The organism is Biformimicrobium ophioploci, from assembly GCF_030270605.1.
GTDB classification, from domain to species: domain Bacteria; phylum Pseudomonadota; class Gammaproteobacteria; order Pseudomonadales; family Cellvibrionaceae; genus Biformimicrobium; species Biformimicrobium ophioploci.
The window spans coordinates 161,538-177,252 of the sequence record NZ_BSYJ01000005.1 but is presented as its reverse complement, the minus strand read 5'-3'; the positions used below and the strand labels follow the sequence as shown (position 1 = coordinate 177,252).

The 15,715-nt window shown below is 57.2% G+C and carries 13 protein-coding genes; 8 read left to right on the top strand and 5 right to left on the bottom strand.

Going from position 1 to position 15,715, the window contains the following annotated elements:
- Positions 1–50: 50 nt before the first annotated feature.
- Both clpA and clpS read right to left on the bottom strand, forming a co-directional pair.
- On the bottom strand, positions 51–2,327 hold the full coding sequence (gene clpA, locus QSJ80_RS12615) for an ATP-dependent Clp protease ATP-binding subunit ClpA (protein WP_285764822.1): 2,277 nt from the start codon (positions 2,325–2,327) through the stop codon (positions 51–53).
- 38 nt (positions 2,328–2,365) lie between these two features.
- Complete coding sequence (clpS, locus tag QSJ80_RS12610; RefSeq protein ID WP_285764936.1) at positions 2,366–2,713, bottom strand: ATP-dependent Clp protease adapter ClpS; 348 nt, start codon at positions 2,711–2,713, stop codon at positions 2,366–2,368.
- Between the two features lie 380 nt (positions 2,714–3,093).
- On the opposite strand from clpS, the gene cspD reads away from it, so the two are divergent.
- Positions 3,094–3,369, top strand: coding sequence for a cold shock domain-containing protein CspD (cspD, locus tag QSJ80_RS12605; RefSeq protein ID WP_285764821.1), 276 nt, complete (start codon positions 3,094–3,096; stop codon positions 3,367–3,369).
- A 97-nt stretch (positions 3,370–3,466) separates the two neighbouring features.
- Here cspD and icd read toward each other — a convergent pair whose 3' ends face one another.
- Positions 3,467–4,723, bottom strand: coding sequence for an NADP-dependent isocitrate dehydrogenase (icd, locus tag QSJ80_RS12600; protein WP_285764820.1), 1,257 nt, complete (start codon positions 4,721–4,723; stop codon positions 3,467–3,469).
- Positions 4,724–5,033: 310 nt separating this feature from the next.
- On the opposite strand from icd, the gene QSJ80_RS12595 reads away from it, so the two are divergent.
- The 6 genes from QSJ80_RS12595 to QSJ80_RS12570 all read left to right on the top strand — a co-directional run bounded on the left by QSJ80_RS12595 (position 5,034) and on the right by QSJ80_RS12570 (position 10,639).
- Positions 5,034–5,639 (top strand): pseudouridine synthase, encoded by a 606-nt coding sequence (locus QSJ80_RS12595; protein WP_285764819.1) that lies wholly within the window; start codon positions 5,034–5,036, stop codon positions 5,637–5,639.
- Positions 5,640–5,795: 156 nt separating this feature from the next.
- Complete coding sequence (gene mnmA, locus QSJ80_RS12590; protein WP_285764818.1) at positions 5,796–6,923, top strand: tRNA 2-thiouridine(34) synthase MnmA; 1,128 nt, start codon at positions 5,796–5,798, stop codon at positions 6,921–6,923.
- A 14-nt stretch (positions 6,924–6,937) separates the two neighbouring features.
- Entirely contained in the window at positions 6,938–7,570 is a 633-nt protein-coding gene (gene hflD / locus QSJ80_RS12585) for a high frequency lysogenization protein HflD (RefSeq protein ID WP_285764817.1), read from the top strand.
- Between the two features lie 39 nt (positions 7,571–7,609).
- Entirely contained in the window at positions 7,610–8,983 is a 1,374-nt protein-coding gene (purB, locus tag QSJ80_RS12580) for an adenylosuccinate lyase (protein WP_285764816.1), read from the top strand.
- Between the two features lie 52 nt (positions 8,984–9,035).
- Positions 9,036–10,211 (top strand): cupin domain-containing protein, encoded by a 1,176-nt coding sequence (locus tag QSJ80_RS12575; RefSeq protein WP_285764815.1) that lies wholly within the window; start codon positions 9,036–9,038, stop codon positions 10,209–10,211.
- A gap of 5 nt (positions 10,212–10,216) precedes the next feature.
- Positions 10,217–10,639, top strand: coding sequence for a GNAT family N-acetyltransferase (locus tag QSJ80_RS12570; RefSeq protein ID WP_285764814.1), 423 nt, complete (start codon positions 10,217–10,219; stop codon positions 10,637–10,639).
- A 23-nt stretch (positions 10,640–10,662) separates the two neighbouring features.
- Here QSJ80_RS12570 and QSJ80_RS12565 read toward each other — a convergent pair whose 3' ends face one another.
- Together QSJ80_RS12565 and QSJ80_RS12560 are read right to left on the bottom strand one after the other, a co-directional pair.
- Positions 10,663–12,831: a malate synthase G gene (locus QSJ80_RS12565; protein WP_285764813.1), complete on the bottom strand. Its 2,169-nt coding sequence runs from the start codon at positions 12,829–12,831 to the stop codon at positions 10,663–10,665.
- Between the two features lie 163 nt (positions 12,832–12,994).
- Entirely contained in the window at positions 12,995–13,930 is a 936-nt protein-coding gene (locus tag QSJ80_RS12560; RefSeq protein ID WP_285764812.1) for a LysR family transcriptional regulator, read from the bottom strand.
- A 136-nt stretch (positions 13,931–14,066) separates the two neighbouring features.
- On the opposite strand from QSJ80_RS12560, the gene QSJ80_RS12555 reads away from it, so the two are divergent.
- Positions 14,067–15,662, top strand: coding sequence for an isocitrate lyase (locus QSJ80_RS12555; RefSeq protein WP_285764811.1), 1,596 nt, complete (start codon positions 14,067–14,069; stop codon positions 15,660–15,662).
- Positions 15,663–15,715 lie beyond the last annotated feature (53 nt).

The following is a 15,715-nucleotide window of genomic DNA, read 5'->3' as shown; positions in this document are numbered from 1 at the left end:
CCGCCCGAATAATCGGGCGGCCTTTTCTTTTACGTGCCGGATGGTAGGTGTCAGGCCGGGACTGCGGCGCCGAGCTTGAGCTCCCCATCCTCGATTGTGACATGCACATGCCCACCCTCGGCTGCCATATCGCCAAAGAGCACCATTTCGGCCAGGGGCTTCTTCAGTTTTTCCTTGATCAGGCGAGCCATCGGGCGCGCGCCCATTCGCTCGTCGTAACCGTTCTCTGCCAGCCAGACCCGTGCCTCCTCGGACACATGTAGAACAACACCGCGATCGTCCAGTTGCGCCTGCAACTCGACCAGGAACTTGTCCACCACAGTCTTAACGGTGTCCATATCCAGCGCACCGAACTGGATAATGCTGTCCAGGCGATTCCTGAATTCCGGGGTAAACAGTTTCTTGATCTCTTCCATCCCATCGCTGGTGTGATCCTGATGGGTAAAGCCAATTGAACGGCGGCTCATGACTTCAGCACCGGCGTTGGTGGTCATGATCAGGATGACATTGCGGAAATCGGCCTTGCGCCCGTTGTTGTCCGTCAGGGTGCCGTGATCCATCACCTGCAGGAGCAGGTTGAAGACTTCCGGGTGGGCCTTCTCGATCTCATCGAGCAGCACCACACTGTGCGGGTGCTTGGTAACCGCATCCGTCAGCAGGCCGCCCTGGTCGAAACCCACATATCCCGGTGGCGCGCCAATCAGGCGGGAAACCGTGTGGCGCTCCATGTATTCGGACATATCGAAGCGAATCAGCTCGATACCCATCACTTCTGCCAGCTGTCGGCAGAGTTCGGTCTTGCCGACACCGGTAGGGCCGGAGAACAGGAAGGATCCGATCGGTTTTTCTTCCGAACCGAGGCCCGCACGGCTCAGCTTGATAGCCGTGGACAGTGCACCGATGGCTTCGTCCTGCCCGAAAACCAGCATCTTCAGATTTTTGTCGAGGTCCGCCAGCTGCTTTTTGTCAGACGCGGACACGCTCTTTGCCGGAATCCGGGCCATCTTGGCAACCACATTTTCAATGTGGGTCACGCCGATGATGTCGGTCCGGTCTGCTTCCGGCAACAGCACCTGGAACGCACCCGCCTCATCAATCACGTCGATCGCCTTGTCTGGCAGGAACCGCTCGGTGATATGGCGATTGGCCAACTGGGCGGCTGCGAGCAGTGCCGCATCCGTAAACTGCACCTTGTGGTGATCCTCGAAACAGGTTTTCAGACCCTTGAGGATCTCGTAGGTCTCATCCACCGAAGGCTCGTTCACATCGATTTTCTGGAAACGGCGAGAAAGCGCCCTGTCCTTCTCGAAAATCCCACGGTATTCCTGAAACGTGGTCGACCCGATACAGCGCAGTTCACCGCTGCTCAGCAAGGGCTTCAGCAGGTTGGACGCATCCATCACACCACCGGAAGCGGCACCTGCGCCAATGATGGTATGAATTTCATCGATAAACAGAACGGCGTGCTGGCGTTTCTTCAGCTCCGCAAGCAGCGCCTTGAAGCGCTTCTCGAAATCACCGCGGTACTTGGTACCCGCCAGCAGGGAGCCTAGGTCCAGCGAATAGATGATTGCATCGAGCAGCGGCTCCGGCACTTCCTCATCGACAATGCGGCGCGCTAGGCCCTCGGCGATGGCGGTCTTACCGACACCGGACTCGCCCACAAGTAACGGGTTGTTCTTGCGGCGGCGCGCCAGCACCTGGGTAACGCGCTCTACTTCAGGCGCGCGCCCCACCAGCGGGTCGATACGACCCAGAATTGCTTCCTGGTTTAGATTGGTCGCGTAGGCTTCCAGCGGATCGCTGCCGCCGGATTCATTACCGGTGTTGAGATCTTCGTCGACATTGTGTTCCGGCGCAGGGTCCACGTTGCCATGATTGTTGCCGGAACTCACCCGTGAAATACCATGGGTGATGTAATTCACCACATCGATACGCGCAACGCTCTGCTGCTTCAGGTAATAGACGGCTTGGCTTTCCTGCTCACAGAAAATAGCGACCAGCACATTTGCACCGGTAACCTCTTTCTTGCCGGAGGACTGCACGTGAAAAACGGCGCGCTGCAGCACGCGCTGGAACCCCAGGGTCGGCTGGGTTTCGCGCTCGGCATCAGCTTCCGGAATCAGGGGGGTGGTGGAATCGACAAACTCGAGCAATTCACGGCGCAGGGTACTCAGGTCAGCACCACACGCACGCAGAACTTCCGCTGCAGATTCGTTGTCCAACAGTGCGAGCAACAGGTGCTCGACCGTCATAAATTCATGACGCTTGGCGCGGGCTCCCTTAAATGCCAAGTTCAGCGTAACTTCCAGATCCTTACTAAGCATTTGCTACAACCTCGCACCCCACCGCAAACAAGTATTTGCTAATCTTCTTCACCCTCGTCAGCCTCAATCTCGCAAAGCAGCGGATGTTGATTATCGCGAGCATACTGGTTGACCTGGGCGGCCTTTGTTTCCGCTATATCTCGAGTATAGACACCACACACCGCTTTCCCTTTGGTGTGTACACGCAACATGATCTGAGTAGCACGCTCGCGCCCAATCGAAAAAAACAACTCCAGTACTTCGACGACAAAATCCATCGGCGTGTAGTCGTCGTTGAGCATCACCACCTTGTACATGGGCGGACGCTTGAGTTGGGGCTTCGCTTCCTGTACGGCCGTTTCGCCGTCACCGAATGGCAGCAGCGGGTCATCGTCACCGGACTGCATACGAATAGCCGAGAATTCACCAAATTTCTTCATTAGCCCGAATTATTTCCCATTTTATTTCGGCAACAGCAACAGCATAACCGTTACCGTGCAAATTGCATTACACCTTCATCGCCAATGTTACTTGCTGTGATCCTCTCAAAACAACGAGCAATCCCGGTTATCTGAGACTCACCGGTTATGGCGGGCCGCCCCATTTTAGGTCGCCTGGCGTCGGCTTGACTTATATTTCGCGTTTCGATACAAGAGGACATGCCGATAGGGATCTTGGCTAAAAAATAGTAATAAAAACGAATTACATTAATAAAGTTTGTAATAAGGGCGGGCCCGTCCAACCTGATTGTGACCCGGGCACGTCTTGGCAATAGAGGGATTTCGTCATGCCAACAGGCACCGTCAAGTGGTTCAACAATGCCAAGGGGTACGGTTTTATCCTCTCCGACGAGGGTGGCGAAGACCTCTTCGCGCACTACTCCTCCATCCTTATGGATGGCTACCGCACACTCAAGGCCGGCCAGCAGGTAACGTTTGACGTTATCAAGGGCGACAAGGGCCTCCACGCGACCAATATCGGCCCCGTGACCGCCGTCCAGGCCAAGGCGCCTGCCACTGAAAAGACAGAATCGGCGGAACCGGCCGAGGAAGCGCTGGGCTAATTCCAGCAGGCATAAAAAACCCCGGTAAGACCGGGGTTTTCTGTTTCCGGAATTGCCCGGAAGCTGGCAAGTGCGCCGGGAAACCGGCGCGCCGTCATCAGCCCATGTGCTTGATGACTTCCTCACCGAATGCAGAGCAGGACTTCAGCTCTGCATCATCCATCAGGCGCTCGAAGTCGTAAGTGACGGTCTTGGCGCTGATTGCACCTTCCACGCCCTTAACAACCATGTCTGCCGCTTCGTTCCAACCCAGGTGGCGCAGCATCATCTCCGCAGACAGGATCAGGGAGCCTGGGTTTACCTTGTCCTGGCCAGCGTACTTCGGTGCAGTACCGTGGGTCGCCTCGAACAGGGCAACGGCGTCAGACAGGTTTGCACCCGGCGCGATACCGATACCACCAACCTGTGCGGCCAGTGCGTCAGACAGGTAGTCACCGTTCAGGTTCAGGGTGGCGATTACGCTGTACTCTGCCGGGCGCAGGATGATCTGCTGCAGCATCGCATCGGCGATAACGTCCTTGACCACGATTTCCTTGCCGGTCTTCGGGTTCTTGAAGGAGTGCCACGGGCCGCCGTCCAGCGGCTGCGCACCAAACTCGTCACGAGCCAGTTCATAGCCCCAGTCACAGAAGGAACCTTCGGTGAACTTCATGATGTTGCCCTTGTGAACCAGCGTTACGGAGTCGCGGTCCTGGTCAACAGCGTACTGGATCGCCTGGCGAACCAGACGCTTGGTGCCTTCTTCGGAAACCGGCTTGATGCCGATACCGCAGTTCTCCGGGAAGCGGATCTTCTTAACATCCATTTCTTCCTTCAGGAACTTGATGACCTTGTTCGCCTCATCGGTACCAGCTTTCCACTCGATACCCGCGTAAATGTCTTCGGAGTTTTCACGGAAGATCACCATGTCTACCTTGTTCGGCTCTTTAACCGGAGAAGGCACGCCCTGGAACCAGCGCACCGGGCGCTGGCACACGTACAGGTCCATTTCCTGGCGCAGGGCAACGTTCAGGGAACGGAAACCGCCACCCACAGGCGTGGTCAGCGGGCCCTTGATGCCGACAACGTATTCACGTACGGCTTCCAGGGTTTCAGCCGGGAACCAGTCGCCAGCGTAGGTTTCAGCAGCCTTCTCGCCGCAGTAGACTTCCATCCACGCGATGGACTTGTCTCCACCGTACGCTTTCTCGATGGCCGCATCGGTCACCTTGCGCATGACCGGGGTAATATCAACGCCGATGCCGTCACCCTCGATGAAAGGGATGATCGGGCGGTTCGGGACATTCAGGGAATTGTCCGCGTTGACCGTAATCTTTTCGCCGTCAGCCGGCACCTGGATATGCTGGTAACCCATATTGGTGAAACTCCATACTCCGAATTGGTTTCAGCCACACAATCTGTACAATTCCGCTGCATTCAGCTTACGCGGCTGCAGCACAGTGTAATGATTGCGGGCTGGCATAAATAAGAGAACCCCCGGTCAGTCAGTAGCGCTGCCAGAACACTGACAGTACATATCTGCGTCGAAATCCCCAGGATTTGAACGTTTACTACCGAAAGAGGGATCACTGGCCCAAAAAATCGGCGCGATTATAGCAGAACCCACTTTTTTTTGTAGCTGGCTTACAGAATTGTGGCCAAATAGTCCGGAATCAATATCATCAATGAGCAAGGTCCTGCTGTTCAACAAGCCTTACAACGTTCTCAGCCAGTTCACTGATGAGCGCGCCGATGGCAGCGCCCGGCGCACCCTGGCCGAGTTCATCAGTCGGCCCGGGTACTATGCGGCCGGGCGCCTTGACTACGACTCTGAAGGCCTGCTGATCCTGACCGATGACGGCCAGCTACAACAGCGCATCAGCAATCCTCGCAACAAACTGCCAAAAACTTACTGGGTGCAGGTGGAAGGCCTGCCTGACGAGGCCGCCCTTCGCCAGCTTCGCCAGGGCGTTCTCCTGAAAGACGGCCCCACCGCGCCAGCGAAGGCCGCAGAAATGGCGCCACCTGCCATCTGGCCGCGCAAGCCGCCGATCCGCGAGCGCCGTGACACACCCACCTGCTGGATTGAGCTCACTATTACGGAAGGTCGCAATCGCCAGGTCCGGCGGATGACAGCGGCGGTGGGCCACCCTACCCTGCGTCTGGTACGGGCCGGGATTGGCCACTGGACCCTTGGGTCACTTCAGCCCGGGGAATACCGTGAGGAAACCGTGCACCTGCCCACCAGCGCGCGGCAGAAACCAGTACGGAAGCACCGCCAGCGGCGCTAAGGTTCAGGATTCACGGCAAAATTGGGAAATATTGGCCTTCCCGAACAACACGGGTAGAATTACGCCCCCTTTTTGGCGCTTCGGGCACCGATACGGTCCAAGGCACCCGAAGCGACTTGATCCAGAACCCTGAACAAACACCGGTATCCGATCCTGATGAATCCAGCTTCCAAATCGGCTCGCGTTATCGTCGGCATGTCCGGCGGCGTCGATTCCTCCGTCTCCGCTCTCCTGTTGATGCAGCAGGGTTACGAGGTGGAGGGCCTGTTCATGAAGAACTGGGATGAAGATGACGGCACCGAATACTGTACCGCCAAGGAAGACCTCGCTGACGCGCAGGCAGTCTGCGACAAGCTCGGCATCAAGCTGAATACCGTGAATTTTGCGGCGGAATACTGGGACAATGTATTCGAGTACTTTCTGTCCGAGTATCGTGCAGGACGCACGCCAAACCCGGACATCCTCTGCAACCGGGAAATCAAGTTCAAGGTCTTTCTGGAATATGCCCAGATACTCGGGGCAGACTATATCGCGACAGGTCATTACACTCGCCGCCTTGATAAGGATGGGCATACCTACCTGCTGAAGGGACTCGACAACAACAAGGACCAGAGCTACTTCCTGCATGCCGTTGGCGAGCGGGAATTTGCGCGCTCGTTGTTCCCTGTAGGCGAGCTGGAGAAGCCGGAAGTCCGCAGGATCGCCGAGGAGCACGACCTCATCACCCACAACAAGAAAGACAGCACTGGCATCTGCTTTATTGGTGAGCGCCGCTTCAAGGACTTTCTTGAGCAATACCTGCCCGCGCAGCCGGGTCACATGGAGACCCCGGAAGGCGAAAAAATGGGTCACCATCAGGGCCTGATGTACCACACCATCGGCCAGCGCCAGGGTTTGCACATCGGCGGCGTCAAAGGCAGCGACAACGCCCCCTGGTTTGTGGTCGGCAAGGACCTCGAGCGCAACGTATTGCTGGTTGGCCAGGGCAAGCACCATCCACTGCTTTACAGCACAGGCCTGATCGCAACCCAGGCACACTGGATCAACGGCGCACCGACGGCCGCGGAGCTCACCTGCAAGGCGAAGACACGCTACCGCCAGGAAGATCAGGCCTGCCGGATTTTTGTCGGCGACAAGGGTCGCCTGGCGATCGAATTCGATACGCCCCAGCGCGCCATAACACCCGGTCAATCGATTGTCTTTTATGACGGCGAAGTATGCCTCGGCGGCGCCGTGATCGAAGAAGCGACCGGAACCGGCACCGTAGACACTTCCAACTACTGAGGCGGGAACAAGCATTGAACTCATCGCCGCGCAACCAGATTATCGCCCTGGCAGGGGTCTTCCAGGCGGCAGCGCTTGTGGAGCGTCTGGCCAAGACAGGTACTGCACCGGAGGCAGAATGCACGACCTGCGTGGAAAGCCTGTTCAAGCAGAACCCCGAATCCGTGGAGGATGTTTTTGGGGGTGCGGAAAATATCGAATTTGGCCTCAAGATCCTCAGGCAGTTCCTGGCCAAGCGCCAGCACCCGGAGTTCACTGACAGCCTGCGTTACGTACTCTCCATCCTTTACCTGCAACGACAGCTTGGCAAGAACCAGGCAGTGATGGAGATTGTCGGCAGCCGCCTGGACAAGGCAAAGAGCCAACTGGAGCACTTTGGCCCGAACCACGACAACCTGTTTGCGGCCCTCGCTGGAATCTATACCGACACGCTCAGCACCTTCCGTTTCCGTATTCAGGTGCTCGGGGATTTCAATTATCTGCAACAGCAGAGGATCGCAAACCAGATCCGAACACTGCTGTTTTCCGGCGTGCGCGCCGCCATGCTCTGGCGGCAGACCGGTGGCTCCCGAATGCATCTGGTGTTCAAGCGCAAGAAACTGGTTGCCGCAGCGGACCGACTGCTGGAAGAATTTCACACACTTTAATTTCGTACTTTTTGACCTGGTACTCTGGAGAGAGTCATTATGAATTTCGAGCTTTCCGCGCTGACAGCGGTTTCCCCTATCGATGGCCGTTATGGCAGCAAAACGGCACCGCTGCGGGGAATTTTCAGTGAATACGGATTGATCCGGGCCCGCGTCACCGTGGAAATCCGCTGGCTGCAGAAGCTCGCGGCGCACACCCAGATCAGCGAAGTGGCACCCTTTAACGATGCCTCAAACGCCCTGCTCAATAGCATCGTCGACAACTTCAATGAGACGGATGCAGCGCGCATCAAGGAAATCGAAGGCACCACCAACCATGATGTAAAAGCGGTCGAGTACTTCATCAAGGAAAAGATTTCTGCGGATGAATCCCTGAACGCAATCAATGAGTTCGTACACTTTGCCTGCACGTCCGAAGACATCAACAACCTCTCCCACGCGCTGATGCTGCGCGAAGGTCGCGACCAGGTCGTAGTGCCGGCCATGCAGGAAATCGCAGATAGCATTGCAGCGATGGGCCGTACATTTGCCAGCGTACCTATGCTCTCGCGCACCCATGGCCAGACCGCCAGCCCGACCACTGTGGGTAAGGAATTCGCCAATGTAGCAGCGCGGATGCGCCGCCAGATCGAGCAGGTCAACAAAGTTGAACTCCTCGGCAAGATCAATGGCGCGGTCGGCAACTACAACGCACACCTGTCGGCTTACCCGGACGTAGACTGGGAACAGAACGCGGAAGATTTTATCACCGGCCTGGGCCTGACCTGGAATCCCTACACTACCCAGATTGAACCGCACGATTACATCGCTGAACTGTTCGATGCCATGGCACGCTTCAACACCATCCTGATCGACTTCGATCGTGATGTATGGGGCTATATCTCGCTCGGCTATTTCAAGCAGAAAACCGTCGCTGGCGAGGTCGGATCCTCCACCATGCCGCACAAGGTAAACCCGATCGACTTCGAAAACTCGGAGGGCAACCTTGGCCTGGCCAATGCTGTGTTCCAGCACCTGGCTGCGAAGCTGCCGGTTTCCCGCTGGCAGCGGGACCTGACCGACTCCACCGTACTGCGCAACATGGGCGTGGGCGTTGGCTACTCGGCAATTGCCTATGCCGCCACCATGAAAGGCCTGGGCAAGCTGGAACTCAATGAGGCTCGCCTCGCGGAAGACCTGGACAATGCCTGGGAAGTCCTTGCAGAGCCAATCCAGACCGTGATGCGCCGCTACAATGTAGAAGAGCCCTACGAGAAGCTGAAGGCCCTGACCCGCGGCCACGGCATGACAAAGGAAACCATGCTCAACTTCATCGAGACCCTGGAAATCCCTGAAGAGGCCAAACAGCGCTTGCGGGAGATGACACCGTCCAGCTATATCGGCAACGCGGTCGAACAGGCCTCGAAATTCTGATCCGGCAATCTGGGGCGGCAAATTTGCCGCCCTTTTTTATGGAAGTACCAGCATGAACGCCACCCCGTTACAGCCACTCACAATGCTTGGCGACATTCCAGTTGAGCAATTCCTGAGTGAATACTGGCAAAAGAAGCCATTACTGGTTCGCAATGCGTTTCCGGGTTTTCGGTCACCACTCTCCCCGGAGGAACTTGCCGGCCTTGCAATGGAAGAAGCTGTCGAATCCAGGCTTGTGTTAGAGCATGGAGAAGACGGCCCGTGGCAACTGAAAAACGGCCCCTTTACGGAAGAGGAATTCCTGCAGACACCGGAGTCTCACTGGACGCTACTCGTTCAGGCGGTGGATCAGTGGGTCCCGGAAATTGCGCAGCTTCTGGAGCCCTTCCGCTTCCTGCCCTCCTGGCGACTCGACGACATCATGATCAGCTACGCCTCCGATAAAGGTAGTGTCGGGCCGCATTTCGATTTCTACGATGTTTTCCTGCTGCAGGCGGAGGGTAAACGACGCTGGCAGGTGGGCAGACTGGTGGATGCTGACAGCCCCCGGGTAGAGGGTACGCCGCTGAACATCCTGCGCGAGTTTGAGCCGCTGCAGGATTGGGCGCTGGAACCGGGTGACATGCTCTACCTGCCTCCACAGGTCAGCCACTGGGGTACCGCTGTTGGTCCCTGTACGACGATCTCTGTGGGATTCCGCGCGCCATCCGCAAAGATGCTACTCGAGGATCTGAGTGGCGATCTTGCACAGCAGATACCGGACTCCACGCGCTTTACCGATGCTGCCATAGACCCGAAGCAGGCACAGGGAGAGATCCTTCCGGATGCGGTCTCGCAGGTGCGTAACCTGATTATCCGGCAAATGGATAACCCGGCCTTTATTTCGCGGTGGTTCGGCGAGCTGATGACCGAAGTAAAATATCCTGAAGTCGTCGCCGCGGAAGCGGGCCTGGCGGAAAACTGGCGTGAGCAGGTCGCGGAGCATCCACTGGTATTGAACAGCAGTTCGCGCTGCGCTTTCACGCGCGAGCCCGGTTTCCTGTTTGTCGACGGAGACAGCTACCCTGCCCCTGTGGATTTCTGTGAGGTATTCTGCGCAGGCCAGTTGATCGACCGTGATACCCTGGAAAAATGGCCGTTTCTGATGGAGGCCAACGGCCTGGTGGACCAGCTGGTGAATCACGGCGCATTGCATTTTCCGATAGATGATGAATACCAAGAAGAATAACTGTGGTGGCAAATATCCGTATTGAAGATGCAACCTGGCCGGACGATGAGGCACCATTGCGCACCGTACGCCAGAAAGTGTTCGTCGAGGAGCAGTCCATTGATCCGGCAATAGAATGGGATTCGCTGGAGCCGAGTTGCCAGCATTTTATCGCCTATGACGGCGAGCGCCCCATTGCAACCGGCAGACTCTCACCCGCCGGCAAGATCGGTCGCATGGCGGTACTACCGCAATACCGCGGCAGCGGCATTGGCCGCAGAATACTCGACCACATCTGCGACTTCGCGCGGGAACATGGCCACAGGCAGGTACACCTCCATGCACAGAGCGGTGCCACCGCCTTTTACGAAAAATCCGGGTTCCAAATAGATGGACCCGGATTTGTGGAGGCAGGTATCGACCACCTGCCGATGTCACGCGAGCTCTAAAGCCCGCGCAACCCTGAGCGGCCTCAGCCGTTCAACGCCTTAAACTGACGACGACGTGCATGCAACACCGGCTCTGTGTAACCACTCGGCTGCTCACAACCCCTGAACACCAGTTCACACGCGGCCTGATACGCAATGCTGCCATCGAGGTCCGCGGCCATCGGGCGATAGCTCGGGTCGCCAGCATTCTGTCCGTCTACAACCTTTGCCATGCGCGCCATCACTTCGCGCACCTGTGACTCGCTGCAGATGCCGTGCGCGAGCCAGTTTGCGATATGCTGGGACGAAATACGCAGTGTTGCGCGATCTTCCATCAGACCAACATCGTTGATGTCCGGCACCTTTGAACAGCCGACTCCATGCTCCACCCAGCGCACCACATACCCCAGGATGCCCTGGGCATTGTTTTCCAGCTCCCGCGTGATCTGCTCTTCTGACCATTCGGGCCTGGTTGCAACCGGGATTGTCAGGATGTCGTCAAGGGAAGCGGGCTGCCTGCCTGCAAGCGATTGCTGCACGCTCGCCACATCCACCTTGTGATAATGCAACGCATGCAGCGTTGCCGCTGTCGGGGACGGTACCCATGCAGTATTCGCACCCGCCTGCGGGTGGCCAATCTTGGCCGCCATCATGTCAGCCATGTTGTCGGGGATTGGCCACATACCCTTGCCAATCTGGGCCCGACCACTGAACCCGCTGGCAAGGCCGCAGTCCACGTTCCAGTCCTCGTATGCAGAGAGCCACGGGCACTGCTTCATCTCTGCCTTAGGCACCATCGGTCCCGCGCGCATCGAAGTGTGGATTTCATCTCCGGTACGATCGAGGAAACCGGTATTGATAAACACCACCCGATCCTTGGCGGCATGAATACAGGCTTTCAGGTTGACCGTGGTGCGGCGCTCTTCATCCATGATGCCGACCTTCAGCGTGTTGCGCGGCAGACCGATCGCATCTTCAACGCGGTCGAAGAGGTCATTGGTCAGCGTCACTTCCTCCGGGCCATGCATCTTCGGTTTCACGATATAGACACTGCCGGTACGGGAATTACGTGGGCCTTCCTTCTTGTAGAGGTCGTGCAGTGCAATAGTTGCTGTAAACATCGCATCCAGCATGCCTTCAGGAACCTCATTGCCGTCAGCATCCAGTACCGCATCGTTCTTCATCAGGTGGCCGACATTGCGGACGAACATCAGGCTGCGGCCAGGCAGGGAGAAGGAGTCCCCGTTGGCTGCCGTATAAGTGCGATCGGCATTCAGCTGACGGCTGAACGTCTTGCCGCCTTTACTGACCTCCTCCGCGAGGTCACCTTTCATCAGGCCAAGCCAGTTTTTGTAGACCAGCGCCTTGTCTTCTGCGTCAACCGCCGCCACGGAGTCTTCGCAGTCCATGATGGTTGTCAGCGCAGACTCTACCAGAAGATCCTTCACCCCGGCCTTGTCGGTCTTGCCGATTGGGTGTTCCCGGTCTATCTGGATTTCCACGTGCAAGTTGTTGTGCGCAAGCAATACACTCTCTGGCGCAGCAGCGTCACCGCGATAACCCTTGAAAGCGGAGGGGTCTTGCAGGCCACTCTTTTCACCGCCCTCGAGCTCCACCTCAAGATGGGCGCCTGAAACCGCATAGCGAACGGCATCACTGTGCGAGCCGCTGGCAAGCGGCAGCGTCAGGTCGAGGAAGTCACGCGCGTATTCGACAACCCTGGCACCACGTACCGGGTTGTAAACGCTGCCCTTTTCGGCACCGCCGGCATCGCTAATCACATCGGTGCCATACAGCGAGTCATACAAACTACCCCAGCGGGCATTTGCGGCGTTCAGGGCGTAACGCGCATTCATCACCGGCACCACCAGTTGCGGCCCTGCCAGCCGGGCTATCTCGGCATCTACATTGTTGGTACCGATTAAAAACGCGGCCGGCTCCTCGACCAGGTAGCCGATCTCTGTAAGGAAAGCTTTATAGGCCTCCGCATCCACGGCGGGATTGGCGCGGTGCCAGGCATCGATCTTTTCCTGCAGCGCATCGCGTTTGGCGAGTAGCGCAGCATTGCGCGGTCCAAGTTCTTCCAGAATGCCCTCGAAACCCCGCCAGAACTCCGAGGATTCGATTCCCGTCCCCGGCAGGATTTCCTGCTCCAGCAATTCCTGGATTACCCCTGCGACCTGCAAGCCGCCAATTCGGATACGTTCCGTCATGCCTGATGTCTCTCCGCTGTACTTATTCCGCGTCTTGATGCGCGGCCGTCCTCTATGGCGAAGCTGCCGCCACCTGTTACCTGCTGGAGTCTAAAACGAACCACCATAATTTAGCGAATCAATATTGGTGATTATGGGTATAAATCAAATCCATGGAGTAAAATTACAAGGCACGCCCCACTTCAAGAATCAGCCGGCGCATCCAGCGATGCGCCGCGCTCTGCTGAAGCAGCGGACTCCAGGCCATCTTCAGCTCCAGCGGCGGTATCTCCATGGGCGGTTCCTTCACGACCAGACGAGGATTGTTATCCGCCAGATGCGCCATTCTGGAGGGCACGGTTACTATCAGATCCTCTGTTTCCGCAAGCAGCATTGCTGCCTGGTAGTGCCGCGTGAACACGGCAATCTCCCGTCGCTTGCCGAGGCGCGCGAGCGCCTCATCCACCCAGCCGAGGCGCTGCACGTCCCCGGGGTTCACGCCCACGCCAACGCCCATGCCGGTCTTGCTGACCCATACGTGCTGCCCATGTAAATAATTTTCAAGATTGAAGTCTTCCAGCACCGGGTTGTCCGCATTCAATACGCAGGAAAAGCTGTCGCGCCAGACCGTGGCCTGATGAAAGCTTTGTGGCATAGAGTTAAAGCGGTTTATCACCATATCCACCTTGCCCTGCTCTACATCAATAAAGCTCACATCACTGGGTGTCATTATGTCCAGACTGATACCCGGCGCTTCGGTACGCAGGCGCTTGAGCAGAGGAGGCATCAGGGTTGACTCCGCATAATCGCTCGCCATTATCCGGAACAACCTGGCGCCGTTTTCGGGCTCGAATGGCCGGTTGGGCTGTACCACGCGATCCACCGCAGACAACGCCTCCCGAACCATCGGCTGCAATTCCGCCGCGCGCTCCGTCGGCATCATGCCCTCCCGTGTGCGCACCAACAGCGGGTCATCAAACAGGTCTCGCAGGCGCTTGAGCCCATTACTCATGGCGGGCTGGGAAAGGCCAAGATAGTTGGCCGCGCGAGTGACATTTCGCTCCCGCAGCAACACATCCAGGTACACCAGCAGATTCAGGTCGACGCGCTCTATATTCATATGACTAATACTGAAAATCGTGGCAATAAATTGGGCAAATTATGCCACGAAGGATAGGATCCTTGTAAACCGTTATTTCACGAAGGCGAATTAACGGGCTTTTAAACCGCAATAATCGACATAAAGGGGATTAGCCATGTCAGCATACCGCTCTGATATCGACACGCTGGACGGCCTGATTAAATCCAAAGGCGACAGCTGGAACGCCATCAATCCTGAATACGCTGCGCGTATGAGGGCCCAGAACCGCTTCCAGACCGGACTGGACATCGCGCGCTATACCGCGAAGATCATGCGCGACGACATGGCTCGCTATGACAGGGACACCAGCCAGTACACCCAGTCCCTGGGCTGCTGGCACGGCTTTATCGGCCAGCAGAAGATGATCTCCATCAAGAAGCACTTCAACAGCACCGATCGCCGCTACCTGTACCTCTCCGGATGGATGATCGCTGCACTGCGCTCAGAGTTCGGCCCCTTGCCCGACCAGTCCATGCACGAAAAGACTTCCGTACCGGGCCTGATCGAGGAGCTGTACACCTTCCTGCGCCAGGCAGACGCGCGCGAAATGGGTGGTCTGTTCCGCGATCTCGACGCTGTACGCGAAGCGGGCGACACCGTCAAACAGGATGAAATCCAGGCCAAAATTGACAACTTCCAGACCCACGTGGTGCCGATCATTGCCGATATCGACGCCGGCTTTGGTAACGAGGAAGCAACTTACCTGCTCGCCAAGAAGATGATTGAGGCGGGTGCCTGTGCCATCCAGATCGAAAACCAGGTCTCCGACGAGAAGCAGTGCGGACACCAGGACGGCAAGGTAACGGTCCCCCACGAGGACTTCCTCGCCAAGATCCGCGCCGTGCGCTACGCGTTCCTGGAGCTGGGTGTTGAAGACGGTGTTATCGTCGCCCGTACCGACTCACTCGGTGCCGGCCTGACCAAGCAGATCGCGGTTACCGCTGAGCCGGGTGACCTGGGCGACCAGTACAACAGCTTCCTCGACTGTGAAGAGCTGGAAGCGTCCCAGCTGAACAATGGTGACGTGGTCCTGAACCGCAATGGCAAGCTGCTGCGCCCGAAGCGCCTGCCTTCCAACCTGTTCCAGTTCCGCAAGGGCACCGGTGAGGACCGCGTTGTACTCGACTGCATCACCTCCCTGCAGAATGGCGCAGACCTCTTGTGGATTGAAACCGAGAAGCCACACGTTGGCCAGATCGCCGGCATGGTAAACCGTATCCGTCAGGTCGTTCCGGATGCGAAGCTCGTCTACAACAATTCACCGTCCTTCAACTGGACGCTGAACTTCCGCCAGCAGGTGTTCGATGCCTGGGCAGAAGCAGGCAAGGATGTATCCGCCTATGACCGCGCCAACCTGATGAGCGTCGAGTACGACACCTCTGAACTGGCCGTAGCGGCTGATGAGAAGATTCAGGCGTTCCAGGCCGATGCGGCCCGTGAAGCAGGCATCTTCCACCATCTGATCACCCTGCCCACCTACCACACTGCGGCGCTGTCTACCGACAACCTGGCGAAGGAATACTTCGGTGCTGAAGGCATGCTGGGCTACGTGAAAAATGTCCAGCGCAAGGAAATCCGTGAGGGTATCGCCTGTGTGAAGCACCAGAACATGGCCGGTTCCGACATGGGTGACGATCACAAGGAATACTTTGCCGGTGAGGCCGCGCTGAAGGCTGGCGGTAAAGACAACACCATGAACCAGTTCGGTTGAGATTGACGAGAGCTGAGTTAACTCAAACGAAATTTGCCTCAGGATGAGGTCCG